The following is a 17,771-nucleotide window of genomic DNA, read 5'->3' on the forward strand; positions in this document are numbered from 1 at the left end:
GGTCAGGACTCGGCTTCGCGTTTGGCCCTGGCTCGGCGTTTGCCCTCGTGCATGGCCTGGACACGGGCGACGGGGATGGTGTGCCCCTCGTCGATCACGTCCTGGGGGAGCGGTTGCGGACCGGGCAGCGCCTCCGCCCAGGGGTCGCGGTCGCCGAGCAGGCCGGGCGCCGTGTGGATGGTGAAGTCGGCCGGGACCACGTCGTCGAGGTCGTCCCAGCCGAGCGGGTACGAGACCGGGACGCCGGGCCGGATCCGCGGGCTGTAGGCGGCCGCCACGGTGGCCCCGCCGGCCCGGGTCGCGTCGAGGAAGACCTTGCCGTGCCGGTCCTCGCGGATGAACGCGGTGGTGGCGAGCTCCGGGTCGAGCCGTTCGGCGCGGGCGGCCACGGCACGCTGGGCGGCGGCCACGTCCTCCGGGGCGGCGTCCGGCTCGAGCGGCACGAAGACGTGGACGCCCTTCGAGCCGGAGGTCTTCACGGCGCCGGTCATGCCGGCGTCGGCGAGCACCTGCCGGACCAGGCGCGCGGCCGCGACGGCGAGCCGGAAGCCCTTCGCGCCGTCCTCGCCCTCGGGCGGGTCCAGGTCCATGATCAGGTGGGTCGGGTGGTGGGAGCCGGCGAGGGTGAGGCCGGGGTGGTACTCGACGGCCCGCTGGTTGCCGAACCAGATCAGCGTCCGCCGGTCGTTGCCGAGCCCGTAGGTCACCTCACGATGCGACGCGTCGGCCCAGATGGCGGTCCGCGGAACCCAGTCCGGCGTGTACTTCGGCAGGTTCTTCTGCATGAACCGTTCCGGCTCGCCCTTGCCCTTGGCGAGGATCCGGATGACCGAGAGCGGGCGGTCGCGCAGCACCGGGATCATCCGCCCGGCCATGGCGTCCAGGTAGTCGACGAGGTCCCGCTTCGTCGCCCCCGCCTCGGGGAAGAGCTCCTGGTCCAGGTTGGTCAGCTTCACGCCGTCGCGCTCTTCGCCCGCGCCCTTCGCAGCAGCCATGGCCCCATCGTGCCGGAAACCCGGCTGCGGCGCATCGCTGCCGGTTCTACTCCTGCTTGACGAACTGGGTGGCGGCCGCGGCCAGGGCCTTCTGCAGGGCCACCACGCTGTGGTGGGTCGTCGAGTAGGCGCTCAGCGCGGTGTTCACGGCGTTCTGCCACGCCTGCGAGCAGGCCGAGCCGTGCGCGCAGGACGGGACCGGGGTGGCGGCCTTCCAGTCCTCGACGGCGGCGAGCTGGTAGGCGGAGAAGCCGTCGGTCGGGGTGTCGGTCCGGGCCGGGATCGACCCCTTGGCCGCGTTGAACGCCCGCTGGCCCTCGGCCGAGGCGACCGTGGAGAGCCAGCACTTCGTGCCGTCCGGGTTCGGGGCGCCGGTCGCCAGCACGAACGAGTCGGCCAGCCACTGGAAGGCGTCGCCGTTGCCGGGGAAGGTGAACCAGTCGTACGCCGGGAAGCCCTTGGCCGTGAGGTCGGCCGCCTCCCAGTCGCCCATCAGCTGGTAGCCGGCCCGGCCGTCGATGAGCAGACGCTCGGCGTCCGGCCAGTCCATCGAGTCGCGGTCGGCGTTGCTGTACTTCACCAGCTTGTCGAAGTCGCGGATGCCGGCCGAGACGGCGCTGCTGTTCCAGCTGGTCGCGCCGGTGAAGAGGCCGGCGAACCTCTCCGCGCCGAGCTTGGTGATGAGCACGGCCTCGAGCAGCATGAGCTGGGTCCAGTCGCGGCCGAGCGCGAGCGGCGCCTCGATGCCCGCCTTCCGCAGCTTCTCCAGGTCGCCCAGGAACGCGGTGATGGTCTTCGGTTCGGCGTGGATGCCCGCTTCGGAGAGGACCTGCGGGTTGGACCAGACCACGTTGGCGCGGTGCACGTTCGCCGGGATCGAGTAGATCTTGCCGTCGACCGTGAGGTCGTCGATGAGTCCCTGTGGCAGCGCGTCGCGGAGACCCCACTCGTCGTACTCGCCGGTCAGGTCCTCGACCCGGCCCGCGTCGATGTAGTCGGTGAGCTCGGCGCCGGCGTGCGCCTGGAACGTGTCCGGCGGGTCGTTCTGCGCGAGCCGGGCGGTGAGCACCTGCTTCGCGTTGATGCCGGCGCCGCCGGCCACCGCCGCGTCGGTGAACTGCTGGCCGGCGCAGTCCGCGGTGAACCGGCTGACCAGCGCGTCCATGCCGGCCTTCTCGCCGCCCTCGGCCCACCACGTGAAGACCTCGACCCGCGCGGCCTCCGGGTCGTCGTCACCGCCGGTGCAGGCGGAGGCCGCCAGCAGCAGGACGACCCCGGCGGCCGCCAGGGCGCGTCGCGTACGACGTCCGGCCAACCCGCGCATGACGGCCCCCATCATCCAAGTTCGTCGTTGCCCTGCAGGCGAATGGGAGTACCGTGCCGCTCAATGCGCAAAAGTGTCAACTCGTGACCTACCGTGGCACTCACCCGCAGAGCGGCCCATATAGATCTTGACCTCGGCGGACGCCTTCCGACGCCTGGTTACCCTGCAGTAGAGATCACAATCCACCGGAGAATCCAGGTGACGATCGGTTGAGCTTTGGAGCTAATTCCTTCGGGGTACGTCAAACGGGCCATAGCTCGCGGTCTATCAACATAGCCACAATCGAGGCATGACCGCACCGGGCGACCTAGTGATCATCGCCGTCCTGCTCTCGCTCTTCGTGGCCTGCTGCGGGTACGCCGCGGGCCGGATCCACCAGCGGCGGCAGAACGGCGCGGACCGGGCCGAGGCCTACCGGGACGGGTATGCGACCGGCACCCGCAGCGTGTTCAGCATGGCGGCGCGCGCGGCCGGCCGGCGGCGGGAGAGGGCGACGGCGCGGGTGGCCGTCCCGCGCCCGGTGCCACCCCGCGGCCCGGAACAAAGGCCCGAACAGAAGCCGGGACAAGCGCCGGAACAGGGGCCGGCACCAGCTTCGGCGGACGGGACGGACGGCGTACCGAAAGAGGGTTTTCCCGCTCCTCCGCCGCATGCCGGGCCGGGGATTCCGGAACCGGCCGCGCCCGGTGGGGTGGCCTATTCGACGCTGCCCGATCCTCGATGGGCGGCGCAGCCGTGGATACCGGAGCAGCGGGAGGGGAAGCACAGCGTGCCGGAGGAGCTGGTCAGGGCGGCGACCTATCGGCTGCCCCCGGATCGCGTGGCCCGGGCGAAAGTGATCAGGCCGGACGAGTAGCGGCCTCCACGGCCTCCTTGAGGCCCCGTGCCGCCAGGCGGTCGGCGCGCTCGTTCTCCGGGTGGCCGGCGTGCCCCTTCACCCAGTGCCAGCTCACCTCGTGCCGCCGGACCGCCGCGTCGAGGCGCTGCCAGAGGTCGACGTTCTTGACCGGCTGCCGGGACGCGGTCTGCCAGCCGTTGGCGCGCCAGCGGGGCAGCCACTTCGTGATGCCGTCCCGGACGTAGACGCTGTCGGTGTAGATGTCGACGGTGAGCGGCGCCCGGTTCAGCGTCTCCAGGGCCCGGATCGGCGCCATCAGCTCCATCCGGTTGTTCGTCGTCGGGTTCGCCTCGCCGCCGCAGAGATCCTTCTCGGCCCTGCCGTAGCGCAGCACCGCGCCCCAGCCGCCCGGGCCGGGGTTCGGCGCGCAGGCGCCGTCCGTGTAGATCTCCACGACCGTGCTCATGGTCAGTGAGAATAAGGGTGAGGCATTGCATCCTGTGGGACTGCCGTGGCGAGTGCCGGGAGGTCCGCGCCGTATGGTTGCAAGGGCGGCGGCGATTCCAAGGGGAGCTCAATGGTGGGTGGCGACGTGGCCGCGGCGGTTGATGTCCGAGACGTCGTGGTGCGCTACGGCGAGAAGACCGCCGTCGACGGGGTGTCCCTGACCGTGCCCCGGGGACGGGTTCTGGCGCTGCTCGGCCACAACGGCGCGGGCAAGACCAGCCTCCTCCAGGTGTGTGAGGGCTTCCGGCGCCCGGACGGCGGCGCGGCCACCGTGCTCGGGCTCGACCCGGTCGGCGACCACGACGAGCTCATGCCCCGGCTCGGGATCATGCTGCAGTCCGGCGGGGTCTACCCGTGGGCGGCGGCCGGCGAGATCCTCGAGCTCTTCGCGTCGTTCGCGGCGAACCCGCTCGACACCGGCATGCTGATGGACCGGCTCGGGCTGACGAAGTTCGCCCGTACCCGCTTCCGCCGCCTCTCCGGCGGCGAGCAGCAGCGGCTCAGCCTCGCGGTGGCCCTGGTCGGCCGTCCCGAGCTGGTCTTCCTCGACGAGCCGACGGCCGGGATGGACACCGAGGCCCGGCACACCACCTGGCAGCTGATCGAGGAGCTGCGCGCCGACGGCGTCTCGGTGCTGCTCACGACGCACCTGCTCGACGAGGCCGAGCGCCTCGCCGACGACGTGGTGATCATGCGGAACGGGAAGGTCGCCGCGACCGGGACGCCCAACGAGCTGACCGCCGCGGCCGGGATCGACCTGCTGGAGGTGCGCGCCGATCCGGGACTGGACCTCAGCACGCTCCAGCGGACGATCACCGAGACGTCCCCCGGCGAATACTCGATCACGGGGGCGCTGGACACCCGCGACCTCGCCGACGTGCTCGGGTGGTTCGCGGCCCGGGGCGCGCACGTCACCGCCGTGAGCAGCCGGCGCCGGACGCTCGAAGACGTCTACCTCTCGTTGACCACCGATCTCGTGGGAGCCGCCAAGTGAGCGCCGGAACCTTCGCTCCCGCTCCCGGCCGGGCGCCGATGCGGACGATCATCGGCCGGCAGATCCGGATGGAGCTGCTGTTGACCGCCCGCCGCGGCGAGGCCGTGGTGCTGGCCATGGGCGTGCCGCTGCTGGTGCTGCTCGGGGCCGGCCTCTTCGAGGTGACGAACCTGCCGACCGACGACCGGCTCGGTTTCGTGGTGCCCGGCGTGCTGGCGCTGACCGTGATGTCGACGGCGTTCACCGGGCAGGCGATCACCACGGGCTACGAGCGCAGCTACGGCGTCCTCAAGCGCCTCGGCGCCTCGCCGCTGACCCGGCCCGGCCTGCTGCTCGCCAAGACCGCCGCGGTGCTCGTCCAGATCGTCCTCCAGGTGCTGGTGCTCGGCGCGGTCGGCTTCGCGGTCGGCTGGCGCCCGCACGGCGACCAGGTGCTCCCGGCCGTGGCGGTGACCGTGCTCGCGGCCGCCGGATACAGCGGGCTCGCCCTGCTCCTGGCCAGCGTGCTCAAGCCGGAGACGACGACCGGCGCGGCGACGCTGATCTACGTGGTGATGCTCTCGGTCGGCGGGATCATGTTCGCGGCGCCCGACCTCGGGACGGCCGGCTGGTTCCTGCTGCCGCTGGCGGCGCACGCCGAGGCGCTCCGGGCCACCCTGCTCCACGACTCGTCGGTGCCGTTCACGATCTGGCTGAGCCTGGGCCTGTGGGCGGTGGTGTGGCTGACCGCCGCGGCCCGCAATTTCCGCTGGGAGTAGCGCCTCTGTCCATCGATCGGTTGACAGCCGATGACGGTCGCCCGGTCGTCCTTTTCACAAGGCGTCCAGAGGCACGATCAGTGGCATGGAAGCGATCGAAGTAACTGGGCTTCGTAAGACTTACAAGGATCGGGAGGCGGTCGCGGGCGTCGACCTCGTCGTCGCCCGTGGCGAGATCTTCGCGCTGCTGGGCCCGAACGGCGCCGGCAAGACCACCACTGTGGAGATCCTCGAGGGTCACCGCCGGCGTACCTCCGGTGACGTGCGGGTGCTCGGCGAGGATCCGGGCCGGGCGGGGTCGGCCTGGCGCAGCCGGATCGGCATCGTGCTGCAGGACGCCGACGACGCCGCCGATCTGACCGTCCGCGAGATGGTCGGGCACATCGGAGGCTTCTACCCCGACGCGCGCCCGGCCGACGAGGTGATCGAGCTGGTCGGGCTCACTGCCAAGAGCAAGAGCAGGATTCGTACGTTGTCAGGCGGCCAGCGCCGCCGGGTCGACGTCGCGCTCGGCATCGTGGGGCGTCCGGAGCTGCTCTTCCTCGACGAGCCGACCACCGGGTTCGACCCGGAGGCCCGCCGCCAGTTCTGGGAGCTGATCCGCCGGCTCGCCGCCGACGGCACCACGATCGTGCTGACCACGCACTACCTGGACGAGGCCGAGGCGCTCGCCGACCGGCTCGTCGTGATCGCGGACGGGAAGATCGTCGCCGAGGGCACGCCGGCCACGCTCGGCGGCCGGGGAGCCGCGGCCGCGCAGGTCCGCTGGCGCTCGCCGGACGGGGTGGCGCACGAGGAGCAGCACGAGGATCCGACCGATCTGATCCGTCGTCTGGTCGCCACGGGGGCAGATCTGACGACGCTCACGATCACCCGGCCGACCCTGGAAGACACCTACCTTCGCCTGATCGGTGGTGCGGCATGAGCACGCTGGGTATGAGCGCCCGTCGAGGAAACGTCGAGCTGCTCCAGTTCGTCCGGGACAAGACGGCGCTGGTCTTCACGTTCGCCTTCCCGGCGATGCTCCTGCTGCTCTTCGGGACGATCTTCGGGGACGAGTACAACGACGCCGGCGTCAGCGCGAGCCAGGTCTTCACGGCCAGCATGATCGCGTACGGGGTGCTCAACACCGCGTTCGTGACGATGGGGGCCGGGCTCGCCATGGACCGGGAGGACGGGACGCTCAAACGCCTCCACGGGACGCCGATGCCGGTCTCCGCGTACCTGATCGGCAAGGCTCTTCTGGTCCTGGTTCTGAGCCTCGCCGAGGCAGCGCTGCTGATCCTCATGGGTGTGCTCGTCTTCGACATGCCGCTGCCGGACGCCCAGCACTGGGTCACGTTCTCCTGGATCTTCCTGCTGTCGGTGATCGCCTGTTCGCTGCTCGGCGTCGCGGTGAGCGCGCTGGTCCGCAACGCCCGCAACGCCGGCGCCATCCTCAACGTGCCGGTCGTGGCGCTCCAGTTCGTCTCCGGCGTGTTCATCCAGCCGATGAGCCAGCTGCCGGACTGGCTGATCACGGTCGCCTCGCTCTTCCCGGTGCGCTGGATGGCGCAGGGCTTCCGGTACGTCTTCCTGCCCGAGTCGGCGGCCAGCCAGGAACTCGACGGCTCCTGGCAGCTCGGCACGGTGGCGTTGGTGCTCGGCGCGTGGTGTGTGATCGGATTGGTGCTGTGCCTGGCGACCTTCCGGTGGAACAACAGCGAGCGTTAACGATTCCCCCCGAATAGGTTCGGGGGGTTTCCTCCCTGCACACCAGGGATTCCCCAGCTCGGACCGCAGTGATCCACCGTCCCGGGAGGAGGCGATCAGATGTCTTACGTCGTCAGCGCCGGCACGGTTGCGTTCAGCCGTGACGAGGATCGTCCTCGCGGCGTTGAGGTCGCGGTCTGCGATGTAGCCACAGATCGTGCACTCGAAGATGCGCAGACCCAATCCGAGGCGTTCCTTGGTTCTCGTTCCGCACTCGGCGCAGGTCATGGTGGTGTACGCGGGCGGCACCAACACCACCTTCCGGCCCGCCCGCTTACCTTGAACGATCAATTCTTTTTTGCAGGCGCCGATGGCTGCGTCGGCAGCCTTGCGGGCCATGCGTGTCTTGGCGAGGAACGTAGGCTTGAAATCCTCGACCGCGATCAGCGCGTGGTGCTCGGCCACCCGTCTCGCCCAGATGCGGGCGTCGTGGCTGTTCTGCCGCGCGGCCCGCTTCTCGACCCGGGCGGCTTGCCGCTTGGCGTTCAGGTAGCCCTTAGATGGCGCGAGACCCTCGGGGCGGCGTCGTCGGGCCATCCTGCGCTGGGCCTTGGCTCGTTCGGCGGCACAGCGGCGACGGTGGCCGAGATGCGGCAGGTCGAATGCCGGGTCGGTCGTGGTGGCCGTGCTCTTCACGCCCCAGTCGACGCCGATGCCAGGCAGGTCCGCCTCAGGAGTCTCGGCACGATCGCGGCGCACGACGAACGAGGCGTACCAGTGGCCGAGGTTGTCTCGATAGACCCGCACGCTGGTGGGATCGGATGGCAGCTTGCGGGACCACACGATCGGGACGGTGACCTTGCCGGGAAGGCGCAGGCGACCGTCCTTGATCCGAAAGCCCCGCGTGGTGTATTCCAGGCTCGGGAAGACCTCCTTGAGCCGCTTGACTTTCGGCCGGCCCCGGCCTTTGACCTTGAACGAGGCGTCCAGGGCCGCGGCGTAGGAGCGCAGCGTCTGCTGCTGAGCCACCTGGGAGCCCTCGCGCAGCCAAGTGAACCGGGCACGCGCCTCAGTCAGCATCCTCGACAGTTTGCAGAGGGTCGGCTTGCGGCCTGCCTTCTGTTGATGGACAGCCTCATTCCACAAGAACCGGCATTTGCCCCACTCGACCAGCATCGCGGCCTGCGCCTGAACGCCTGGCCGCAAACGGTAGGTGTATCGCACCGTCTCGATCATATTGATCATCATCATAGTCGAAGTTGTGGTCGGCAGGTGCAGGCGAAGCCTGGAAGTCCCACGGAAGTAGGTTCAATGAGCTCCACCACCTCACCTCCGGCGCTCTGGCTCTGGGATCTCTACTTCGCGGTGGTCGCGGTCGCGGTGGCGGCCGCGATCGTCATGGTGGACGGCTATTCGATCGCGCTCCGCGCCGGCGCGATCGCCGCCATCGCCGCGATGGCGGTCCTGCACGCGGTCGCCGGCCGGCAGCTGATCCGGCGGGAGGCGGCGAACACCTCGGCCCTGGTCGTCTGCGTGGCGCATCTGATGCTCTTCGCCGTGGCGATCGCCTGCGTGCCGGTGGCGACCTGGCTCATGTTCGCGGTCCTGCCGATCTTCTTCATGCTGGTCCCGCTGCGCCGGGCGATCGTCCTCGTGGTGGTCGCGAACGTGATCCCGGTCCTGCTGGAGCTCCGGGCCGACCCCGGCGGCATCGGCATCGACCTGGTGATCGCGGCGATCTCCACCGGCGCCGGGGTCTGCATCGGGGTCTGGATCACCAAGATCGTCGAGCAGAGCCAGGAGCGCGCCTCGCTCATCGCCGAGCTCTCCGAAAGCCGGGCCGAGCTGGCCCGGCTCTCCCACGAAGCCGGCGTCGCGGCCGAGCGGAACCGGCTGGCCGGGGAGATCCACGACACCCTGGCGCAGGGCTTCACCAGCATCATCACGCTGATCCAGGCGACCGACCCGGAGCTGAAGGACGAGCGCCTCGCCCTGGCGGTGCGCACCGCGAGGGAGAACCTGGCCGAGTCGCGGGCGCTCGTGGCCGCCCTCTCGCCCGCGGCGCTGGCCTCGGCCTCGCTGCCCGAGGCGATCCGCCGGCAGGCCGCCCGGTTCAGCGAGGAGGCCGGCGTGGATTCCACGGTCCGGGTCACCGGGGATGTGCGGGAGCTGCCCACCGCCGTCGAGGTGGTGCTGTTGCGGGCGGCGCAGGAGGCTCTGACGAACGTACGCAGGCACGCGAACGCCGGTTCGGTGTCCGTGGTGCTGGCGTACTCGGTCGATGCGGTGCGGCTCATGGTGCGGGACGACGGGTGCGGTATTTCCGACATTTCCGAAATGTCGGGTGGGTTCGGGCTTCCCGGCATGAAGGCCCGCGCCGATCAGGTCGGCGGCACGCTCACCGTGCACGGCTCCGACGGCACCACGATCGAACTGGAGATCCCCGCATGATCCGGATCCTGCTCGTCGACGATCATCCCGTGGTGCGGATGGGCCTGCGCGGCATGCTCGACGCCGAGAGCGACCTCACCGTGATCGGCGAGGCGTCCTCCGGTACGGCGGGGGTGGCCCAGGCGGTCGTCCTCCGCCCGGACATCGTGCTGATGGACCTGCGGATGCCGGACGGCGACGGGGTGGAGGCCACCGGCCGGATCCTCGCCGAGGCGCCCGGCGTCCGGGTCATGGTGCTGACCACCTACGAGTCGGACCGGGACATCCTGCGGGCCATCGAGGCGGGTGCCTCCGGATACCTGCTGAAGGACGCCTCCCCGGCCGACCTCGCCGACGCGGTCCGGGCGGCGGCCCGCGGCGAGACGGTCCTCGCGCCGAGCGTGGCCTCGACCCTGGTGCGGCAGGTCCGCACCCCGGCGCCGCCGGCGCTCTCGGCGCGGGAGACCGAGGTGCTGCGGCAGGTGGCGGCCGGCCTCACCAACGCCGAGATCGGCAAACGCCTGTTCATCTCCGAGGCGACCGTGAAGACCCACCTCCTGCGGATCTTCAACAAGCTGGACGTGGCGGACCGGACGGCGGCCGTCACCACAGCGATGCGGCATGGGCTACTTGAGGGCGATTCGACTTAAAAAACCGTTCTGCCGGTAAGGGGACGATACGCCGGTTAGATTACGGAAGGCGCGACCTCATGCCGGATCACGATCCGGTGTTTGCGCTGCTCACATACCGGTTCCCCGGTGCCTGGGCGGCCATTTTCGTTTTCGGCTGTCAGGCGCGGTACCCGAACAGGCAAACCCGTCGTGAGGCGGGGGCGCAAAGCCAGGGGCCTCCCCGAACGGAGGTAGCCCAGCCGCCGAAGGAGAAAGAAACACATGCGCTATCCACAAGCCCATGCGGCCAAGAGCGGCTCGATTCCGTTCGCGCTGCGTGGCCCGAAGTCGATGCGACGGGCCCTCTCGATCGCTGTTGCGGCGGCGGTGGGTCTCGTCCCGACGGTCATGATCACCTCGCCCGCACACGCGGCCGCCGGTGACGTGACGATCTCGTCGCCCACGATCACCGAGGGCGGTGACCTCGTCTTCACGCTGACCCGGGAAGGCGCCGGGTCCGGCCAGACCATCCCGACGGCGACCTACACGCTCCGGACGGAGGCGGGATCCGGTAACGCCGCGACGGCGGGCACCGACTTCGTCACCTCGCCGTCACCGACCTCCGTCAGTTTCCCGGACAGCGAGACCAACGTGACGCGGACCGTGACGGTCCGCACGATCGACGACGCGCTCTACGAGGGCGCCACGCCCGAGACGGTGAAGCTCGTCGCCACGTCGGGCGGGACCACGGTGGAGGGCTCCGGCTCGATCAGCGACAACGACGACGCGCCGGGATACACGCTGACCACGACCGGTCCGGTCACCGAGGGCAGCGGCGCGAAGGCGACCCTGACCGCCAGGCTGGACGCTCCGTCCGGGCTGGAGACCGTGGTCACCCTGACCGCGGTCGACGGCACCGCGACCAAGGGCAACGACTACACCGACTTCGGCTCCGGTCAGAACACGATCACGATCGCCAAGGGCAAGACGAGCGCGACCAAGGACATTGTGGTCGGCAAGGACGACGTCCGGGACTCCGCCGAGCTCGAGAACTTCACGGTGACCGGCACCGCGACCAACGTCGCGGCCCCGGCCAACACGTCGGTCCAGGTCGGCATCACCGACATCGACCCGCTTCCGAAGGTCAGCATCGCCGACTCGCTGACGGCCACGGTGTCCGAGGGCGCCGGCACCAAGACGATCCCGCTGGAGCTCGACCTCGGCTCGGACAAGCCGGTCACGGTCCGCTGGGACGCGATCCCGCCGACCGCCAAGAACGAGGACCACGAGCTGGCGACCCAGGGCACCGACTTCGGGTACCCCGCGTCGACGTCGCGGACGGTCACCTTCCCCGCGCGGGACACCGCCGAGGACGCGACCATCACCATCACCGACGACTCGTTGAACGAGGCGGACGAGGACTTCGGCGTTCAGCTGGCGAACCCGTCCAACGCCGAGCTCGGCACGCCGTCGAAGGCCGACATCACGATCACCGACAACGACAGCAGCCAGCCCGACGTCACCATCGACACCACCACGGTGCAGGAGGGCAACAGCGGGCGTGCCAGCCGTACCATCACGGCGAAGCTGAGCGCGGCCTCCGGCCGGACCGTCAAGGTCAAGTGGGCGACCGAGGCGGAGGCGCCGGCCATCGGCAAGGCCACGGCGGTGAAGGACTTCGTCTCGAAGTCCGGAACCCTCACCTTCCCGGCCGGCACCACCACCCAGACCTTCTCCGTGGACGTCGTCGGCGACACGGTCTACGAGCCGGGTGGCGGCACCGGTGAGACGTTCAACATCGTCCTGAGCGACCCGGTCGGCGCGGCCAACCCCACGCCCACCAACGCGGTGACCATCACCGACGACGACTCCAAGCCGACGTTCGTCTTCGACGACATCGCGATGCCGGAGGGGAACGAGACCAGCGCCGTGCTGCTGCCGGTCAAGCTCAGCAACGGCAGCGAGAGCCCGGTCACCTTCGAGCTCACCGACCCCGGATCCGGCACGGCGGTGACGACCAACAGCGGCGTCGGGGGGAACGACTACGCGGCCGGCAGCGCCGAGGTGACCATCCCGGCGGAGAGCACCACCGGTTACGGCGTCATGCTGATCAACGGTGACCTCGTCAACGAGCGCGACGAGACCGTGAACCTCACCCTCACGCCCAAGTCAGGTGACTCCTACCTCAGCAGCACCCGTGTCACCGGCACGTCGGACTCGCTGGTTCTGACGCTCGAGAACGACGACAAGGCGCCCGAACTCAAGATCAACGATGTCACGGGCGAGGAGGGCGGCACCGTTGCGGTGACCGGAACCGTCTCCGGCGTCTCGGACCAGGCGATGACCGCGACGATCGCCTTCGCCGGTGCGTCCGGCAACGGGGTGAAGGCCGCGGACGCCGCTGACTTCATCAACCCGGGCACCCAGACCGTCAGCATCGACCCGGGCACCGAGCCGGGCTCGGTCGTGGCGATCACCGATGTCCAGATCGCCGATGACGAGGTCAACGAGCCGAACGAGACCATCCGGGTCAGCGGCACGAGCCTCGGCGGCTTCGGTTCGGTGACCGAAGGCTGGATCACCATCGCGGCGAGCGACGGCGGGGCTCCGGAGACGCCGGGTGCGCCGACGATCAGCACGCCGGCCGCCTCGATCAAGGGTGCGGGCAACGCGACCATCACCGGTAAGGCCACGGCCGGCGCCACCGTCGACCTGTGGGGCGCGCCGTTCGGCGCCGAGGGTCCGGCGGTCAAGCTGAAGAGCGTCACCGCCAACTCGACGGGCGCGTACACCTTCACGCACGCGATCACCCAGGGCTTCATCTTCCAGGTCGCCGTCGGGGACATGAAGTCGAAGGAACTCGCGGTCCGGGTCATGCAGACCCCGGTCCTCACCGCCACCTCGCCGAGCCGGGGCAACTTCACGGTCACCGTCACCGGTAACCCGAAGGGCGCCGGCCAGGACATCCTGGTGCAGAGCTGGGTGAGCGGCGCGTGGAAGACCGTCTACAAGGGCAAGACCGGCACCAACGGTGTCTACAGCATCAACAAGAAGCTGACCAGCGGGAAGTCGCTGACGTTCCGGGCCTTCGTCGCCGGTAACACCGGCGTCGGCGTCCTGGGCGGCTGGAGCGTCTCCAAGAAGGTCACCGTCAAGTAGTCCTTGAGAAAAGGGGGCGGCCATGCGGCCGCCCCCTTTTTCCGTGGGTCAATCCACTTCGGCGACCGCCTGCGCGAACTGCGCAGAGTACAACCGCGCGTAGGCCCCGCCGGCCGCCAGCAACTCGTCGTGCGAGCCCTGCTCGACGATGCTGCCGTTCTCCATCACCAGGATCACGTCGGCGTCGCGGATCGTGGAGAGGCGGTGGGCGATCACGAAGCTCGTACGCCCGGTCCGGAGCGTGTTCATGGCGCGCTGGATCAGCACCTCGGTCCGGGTGTCCACCGAGCTGGTGGCCTCGTCGAGGATGAGGATGCTCGGCTCGGCCAGGAACGCCCGGGCGATCGTCATGAGCTGCTTCTGCCCGGCGCTGATGTTCGAGCCCTCTTCGTCGATCTTCGTGTCGTAGCCCTCGGGGAGCATCCGGACGAAGCCGTCGACGTGGGCGGCCTCGGCGGCCTGCCGTACCGCTGTCATCTCCGGCGAGCCGGAGGCCCCGTACGCCAGGTTCTCCGCGATGGTCCCGCCGAACAGCCAGGTGTCCTGCAGGACCATGCCGATCTGCTCGCGCAGCTGCTCCCGCGGCATCGTGGCGATGTCCACCCCGTCCAGGGTGATCCGCCCACCGGTCACGTCGTAGAACCGCATCAGCAGGTTGACCAGGGTGGTCTTGCCGGCGCCGGTGGGCCCGACGATGGCGACGGTCTGACCCGGCTCGACGGTGAGCGTCAGGTCCTCGATGAGCGGCTTGTCCGGCAGATAGCGGAACGAGACGTTCTCGAAGGTGATCCGGCCCCGCACGTGCGGCATGTCGAGGGGCGCCGGGTCGGGCGTCTGCTCGGCCGCGTCGAGCAGGGCGAACACCCGCTCGGCCGAGGCCACGCCGGACTGCACCAGGTTCGCCATGCTGGCGACCTGGGTGAGCGGCTGGCTGAACTGCCGGGAGTACTGGATGAACGCCTGCACGTCGCCGAGGGTCAGCGTGCCGGATGCCACCCGCAGGCCGCCGACCACCGCGACCAGCACGTAGTTGACGTTCGAGATGAACATCATGGCGGGCTGGATCAGGCCGGAGATGAACTGGGCGCGGAAGCTGGACGCGTACAGCTTGTCGTTGTGCTCGCGGAACGTCTCGGCGGCCTCCTGCTGCCGGCCGAAGACCTTGACCAGCGTGTGGCCGGTGAACATCTCCTCGATGTGGCCGTTCAGCTGGCCGGTGGTCTTCCACTGCGCCACGAACTGCGGCTGCGACCGCTTGCCGATCACCGTGGTCAGCCAGAACGACACCGGCACGGTCACCAAGGCGATCAGGGCGAGCAGCGGGGAGATCCAGAACATCACCCCGAGTACGCCGACGATCATCAGCAGAGCCGTGACGAGCTGCGCGAACGTCTGCTGGAGGGTCTGCGCGATGTTGTCGGTGTCGTTGGTGGCCCGGCTCAGCACCTCGCCGCGCGGCTGCTTGTCGAAGTAGGAGAGCGGCAGCCGGGCCAGTTTCGCCTCGACCTGGTTGCGCAGGTCGAAGACGGCGGTCTGCACCACCTTGGCGGTGATCCGGCCCTGGAGGACGCCGAACACCCAGGCGAAGAGGTAGATCACCGCGACCCAGGTGAGGACCTGCCCGAGCTTCGTGAAGTCGATGCCCTCGCCGGGGACGGCGCCGGAGCCGGCGACCAGGTCGGCCTGGCTGCCGTCGCCCCGGGCGCGGAGGGCCTCGACGGCCTGCTCCTTGGTGAGGCCGGCCGGCAGCATCCGGCCGATCACGCCGTTGAAGATCACGTTGGTGGCCTGGCCCAGGAGGTAGGGGCCGATCACCGAGAGCGTCACGCTCGCGATGCCGAAGATCAGCACCACGCCGACCAGGGCGCGCTGCGGCTTGAGCAGGCCGAGCAGGCGCTTCGTGGACCCCTTGAAGTCCTGCAGCTTCTCCGGCGGGCCGCCCGCCATCATCATCCGGGCGGCCGGCGGGCCACCCATGGGCCGCGGTTGCGGCCGGTTCTCGCTCATCGGGTGACCGCCTCCTTCTCGGTGAGCTGCGAGAGGACGATCTCGCGGTAGGTGGGGTTCGACCCCATGAGCTCGTCGTGCGTGCCGGTGCCGACGACCCGGCCGTCGTCCAGCACGATGATCCGGTCGGCGTCGCGGATCGTGCTGACCCGCTGCGCCACGATCACGACGGTCGCCTCCTGGCCGCCGCCGGCCGTCAGATAGTCGGTGAGGGCGGCCCGCAGCGCCGCGTCGGTGGCGTAGTCGAGGGCCGAGAACGAGTCGTCGAAGAGGTAGATCTCCGGCCGGTGCACGAGCGTCCGCGCGATGGCGAGGCGCTGGCGCTGACCGCCGGAGACGTTCGTGCCGCCCTGCGCGATCGGGGCGTCCAGGCCGCCCTCCATCGACTCGACGAACTCCCGCGCCTGGGCGATCTCCAGCGCCTTCCAGAGATCCTCGTCGGTGGCGTCGGGGTTGCCGTAGCGCAGGTTGGAGGCGATCGTGCCGGTGAACAGGTAGGGCCGCTGCGGCACCAGGCCGATCGTGCGGGCCAGCAGGGCCGGGTCGAGCTCGCGGACGTCGACGCCGTCCACCAGGACCGTCCCGCCGGTCGCGTCGAAGAGCCTCGGCACGAGGTTGAGCAGGGTCGTCTTCCCGCTCCCGGTGCTGCCGATGATCGCTGTCACTTCACCGGGAAGAGCCTTCAATCGTACGTCCGAGAGCACCGCGGCCTCGGCTCCGGGGTAGCGGAAGTCCACGTCCCTGAGTTCGAGCTCGCCGTGTCGCGCCAGCGTGGTGACCGGGGTGGCCGGCGGGGTCACGCTGGTGTCGGTGTCCACCACCTCCTTGATGCGCTCGGCGCACACCTCGGCGCGCGGGATCATCATGAACATGAAGGTGGCCATCATGATCGACATGAGGATCTGCATGAGGTAGCTGATGAAGGCCGTCAGCTCGCCGACCTGCATGCCGCCGGAGTCGATCCGGTGCCCGCCGAACCAGACCACCGCGACGCTGGAGAGGTTCACGATCAGCATGACGGTCGGGAACATCAGCGCCATGATCCGGCCGACCCGCAGCGACACGTCGGTGAGATCGTCGTTCGCGACGCCGTAGCGCTCCCGCTCGTGGTCGTCCCGGACGAACGCGCGGATCACCCGGATGCCGGTGATCTGCTCGCGCATGACCTGGTTGACCCGGTCGAGGCGCTCCTGCATGAGCCGGAACAGCGGCCGCATCCGCGAGATGATGAAGCCGACCACGGTGATCAGGAGCGGCACGATCACCAGCAGCAGCGAGGAGAGCGGCACGTCCTCGCGCAGCGCCAGCACGATGCCGCCGACGCACATGATCGGCGCCGACACCATGAGCGTGAAGGTGAGCAGCACCAGCATCTGGATCTGCTGCACGTCGTTCGTGGTCCGGGTGATGAGCGACGGCGCGCCGAACTGGCCGACCTCGCGGGCCGAGAAGGTCTGCACCCGTTCGAAGATGGAGGCGCGCAGGTCACGGCCGACCGCCATGGCGGTCCGGGCGCCGAAGTACACCGCGACGGCCTGCGCGGTGATCTGGACCAGCGTGATGCCGAGCATGCCGGCGCCGACCCGCATGACGTAGCCGGTGTCGCCCTCGACCACGCCGTTGTCGATGATGTCGGCGTTGAGCGCCGGCAGGTAGAGCGTCGCCAGCGTCTGCAGGAACTGGAAGAGCACCACGAGGGTGATCTCCGTTCGGTACGGACGCAGATGGACGCGAAGTAACTTGATCAGCACGGTGACTGATCCCCCCGCTCCGATTCGGTTGTCAGGATTCCGTCGAGCAGTAGTGACGCCAGGTCGGCGCCGCTGAAGGTGGACGGTTCGCCGAACGGCCCGAAGGCGTCGGCGCCGCAGTGCAGCAGGAGCAGGCGGGCGGCCCGCTCCGGGGAGATCCGGAGCCGGTCGGCGTCCGGCGCGAAGACGCCGACGACCGCGGCCGACAGCTTCTCCCGCGAGGCGACCATCCGCTGGTGGGCCTCCGGTTCCGGCCCGCTGCGATCGAAGATCAGCTTGCGGGCCGCGTTCATGAGGTGCGCGTGCTCCTGGAAGCGCTGGTGCACGAGGTCGGCCGCGGCGGCCACCCGTTCCCGCAGGCCGGCCGCGGGGTCGATGGCGGCGATCCCGTCGAGGGTGTGCTGCGGGTCGAGCGCCTTGATCACCGAGCAGACCACGAGCTGGCTCTTGCTCTCGAAGACGCCGAAGATCGTGCCCTCGGCGACGCCGGCGGCGTGCGCGATCTGCCGGGTGCTCACCTCGAGACCGTGCTCGTGCAGCAGCGGGATGGTCGCCGCGATCAGCGCCTCCCGCCGTTCCTCGGGTGCCATGGCCGGCACCCGTCTACGCCTGGCTTCCATACCGGGAACTCTAATGAGCGAGCACTCACTCATCCACTGACTTTTGTCATGGGTAGGCCGGTCGAACCGCTTTCAGGTAGGAGGC

General features: G+C 69.7%; 14 protein-coding genes, 1 pseudogene and 1 riboswitch. Of the genes and pseudogenes, 8 read left to right on the top strand and 7 right to left on the bottom strand.

The window, feature by feature from the left end:
* Positions 1–2: 2 nt before the first annotated feature.
* Positions 3–995 carry an ATP-dependent DNA ligase gene (locus tag AB0G10_RS05225; protein ID WP_360916733.1) on the bottom strand — a complete coding sequence of 331 codons (993 nt, stop codon included), beginning with the start codon at positions 993–995 and terminating at the stop codon, positions 3–5.
* A 46-nt stretch (positions 996–1,041) separates the two neighbouring features.
* The gene (locus AB0G10_RS05230; protein WP_360916736.1) at positions 1,042–2,319 is read right to left on the bottom strand and encodes an ABC transporter substrate-binding protein; all 1,278 of its coding nucleotides are present in this window, start codon (positions 2,317–2,319) and stop codon (positions 1,042–1,044) included.
* A 289-nt stretch (positions 2,320–2,608) separates the two neighbouring features.
* On the opposite strand from AB0G10_RS05230, the gene AB0G10_RS05235 reads away from it, so the two are divergent.
* Positions 2,609–3,175, top strand: a complete 567-nt coding sequence (locus AB0G10_RS05235; protein WP_360916738.1) for a hypothetical protein — start codon at positions 2,609–2,611, stop codon at positions 3,173–3,175.
* On the opposite strand, the gene rnhA is transcribed toward AB0G10_RS05235, so the two are convergent.
* Positions 3,159–3,623, bottom strand: a complete 465-nt coding sequence (gene rnhA / locus AB0G10_RS05240; RefSeq protein WP_360916741.1) for a ribonuclease HI — start codon at positions 3,621–3,623, stop codon at positions 3,159–3,161. The two genes, AB0G10_RS05235 and rnhA, sit on opposite strands and share 17 nt — an antisense overlap.
* Positions 3,624–3,734: 111 nt before the next feature.
* Between rnhA and AB0G10_RS05245 the strand changes: the two genes are divergently transcribed.
* The 4 genes from AB0G10_RS05245 (at position 3,735) to AB0G10_RS05260 (ending at position 7,129) form a co-directional block, all read left to right on the top strand.
* A complete protein-coding gene (locus tag AB0G10_RS05245) occupies positions 3,735–4,658 on the top strand; it encodes an ABC transporter ATP-binding protein (RefSeq protein ID WP_360916744.1) in 924 nt (307 codons plus the stop codon).
* On the top strand, positions 4,655–5,416 hold the full coding sequence (locus tag AB0G10_RS05250; RefSeq protein WP_360916746.1) for an ABC transporter permease: 762 nt from the start codon (positions 4,655–4,657) through the stop codon (positions 5,414–5,416). Before AB0G10_RS05245 ends, AB0G10_RS05250 begins: the two co-directional genes overlap by 4 nt.
* An 85-nt stretch (positions 5,417–5,501) precedes the next feature.
* The gene (locus AB0G10_RS05255) at positions 5,502–6,341 is read left to right on the top strand and encodes an ABC transporter ATP-binding protein (RefSeq protein WP_360916749.1); all 840 of its coding nucleotides are present in this window, start codon (positions 5,502–5,504) and stop codon (positions 6,339–6,341) included.
* Positions 6,338–7,129 (top strand): ABC transporter permease, encoded by a 792-nt coding sequence (locus tag AB0G10_RS05260; RefSeq protein WP_360916752.1) that lies wholly within the window; start codon positions 6,338–6,340, stop codon positions 7,127–7,129. Before AB0G10_RS05255 ends, AB0G10_RS05260 begins: the two co-directional genes overlap by 4 nt.
* Before the next feature lie 156 nt (positions 7,130–7,285).
* Here AB0G10_RS05260 and AB0G10_RS05265 read toward each other — a convergent pair.
* A pseudogene (locus AB0G10_RS05265) lies at positions 7,286–8,359 on the bottom strand (transposase); the annotation flags it as partial.
* 60 nt (positions 8,360–8,419) lie between these two features.
* Between AB0G10_RS05265 and AB0G10_RS05270 the strand changes: the two are divergent.
* From AB0G10_RS05270 to AB0G10_RS05280, 3 genes are all read left to right on the top strand, one after another.
* Entirely contained in the window at positions 8,420–9,559 is a 1,140-nt protein-coding gene (locus AB0G10_RS05270) for a sensor histidine kinase (protein ID WP_360916755.1), read from the top strand.
* A complete protein-coding gene (locus tag AB0G10_RS05275; protein WP_360916758.1) occupies positions 9,556–10,188 on the top strand; it encodes a response regulator transcription factor in 633 nt (210 codons plus the stop codon). Before AB0G10_RS05270 ends, AB0G10_RS05275 begins: the two co-directional genes overlap by 4 nt.
* A gap of 149 nt (positions 10,189–10,337) precedes the next feature.
* Positions 10,338–10,417, top strand: a riboswitch (cyclic di-GMP riboswitch).
* Positions 10,418–10,431: 14 nt separating this feature from the next.
* Complete coding sequence (locus tag AB0G10_RS05280) at positions 10,432–13,308, top strand: Calx-beta domain-containing protein (protein ID WP_360916761.1); 2,877 nt, start codon at positions 10,432–10,434, stop codon at positions 13,306–13,308.
* Positions 13,309–13,356: 48 nt separating this feature from the next.
* Here AB0G10_RS05280 and AB0G10_RS05285 read toward each other — a convergent pair whose 3' ends face one another.
* The 3 genes from AB0G10_RS05285 to AB0G10_RS05295 are packed head-to-tail and all read right to left on the bottom strand — an operon-like array spanning position 13,357 to position 17,656.
* Positions 13,357–15,258 carry an ABC transporter ATP-binding protein gene (locus tag AB0G10_RS05285; RefSeq protein WP_360917964.1) on the bottom strand — a complete coding sequence of 634 codons (1,902 nt, stop codon included), beginning with the start codon at positions 15,256–15,258 and terminating at the stop codon, positions 13,357–13,359.
* Between the two features lie 53 nt (positions 15,259–15,311).
* Complete coding sequence (locus AB0G10_RS05290) at positions 15,312–17,066, bottom strand: ABC transporter ATP-binding protein (RefSeq protein WP_360916763.1); 1,755 nt, start codon at positions 17,064–17,066, stop codon at positions 15,312–15,314.
* Positions 17,060–17,656, bottom strand: a complete 597-nt coding sequence (locus AB0G10_RS05295) for a TetR/AcrR family transcriptional regulator (protein WP_360916767.1) — start codon at positions 17,654–17,656, stop codon at positions 17,060–17,062. The genes AB0G10_RS05290 and AB0G10_RS05295 overlap by 7 nt, the downstream gene beginning before the upstream one ends.
* Between the last annotated feature and the right edge of the window lie 115 nt (positions 17,657–17,771).

Origin of the sequence: Actinoplanes sp. NPDC023714, from assembly GCF_040639855.1 — a bacterium.
Classification (GTDB): Bacteria; Actinomycetota; Actinomycetes; order Mycobacteriales; family Micromonosporaceae; genus Actinoplanes.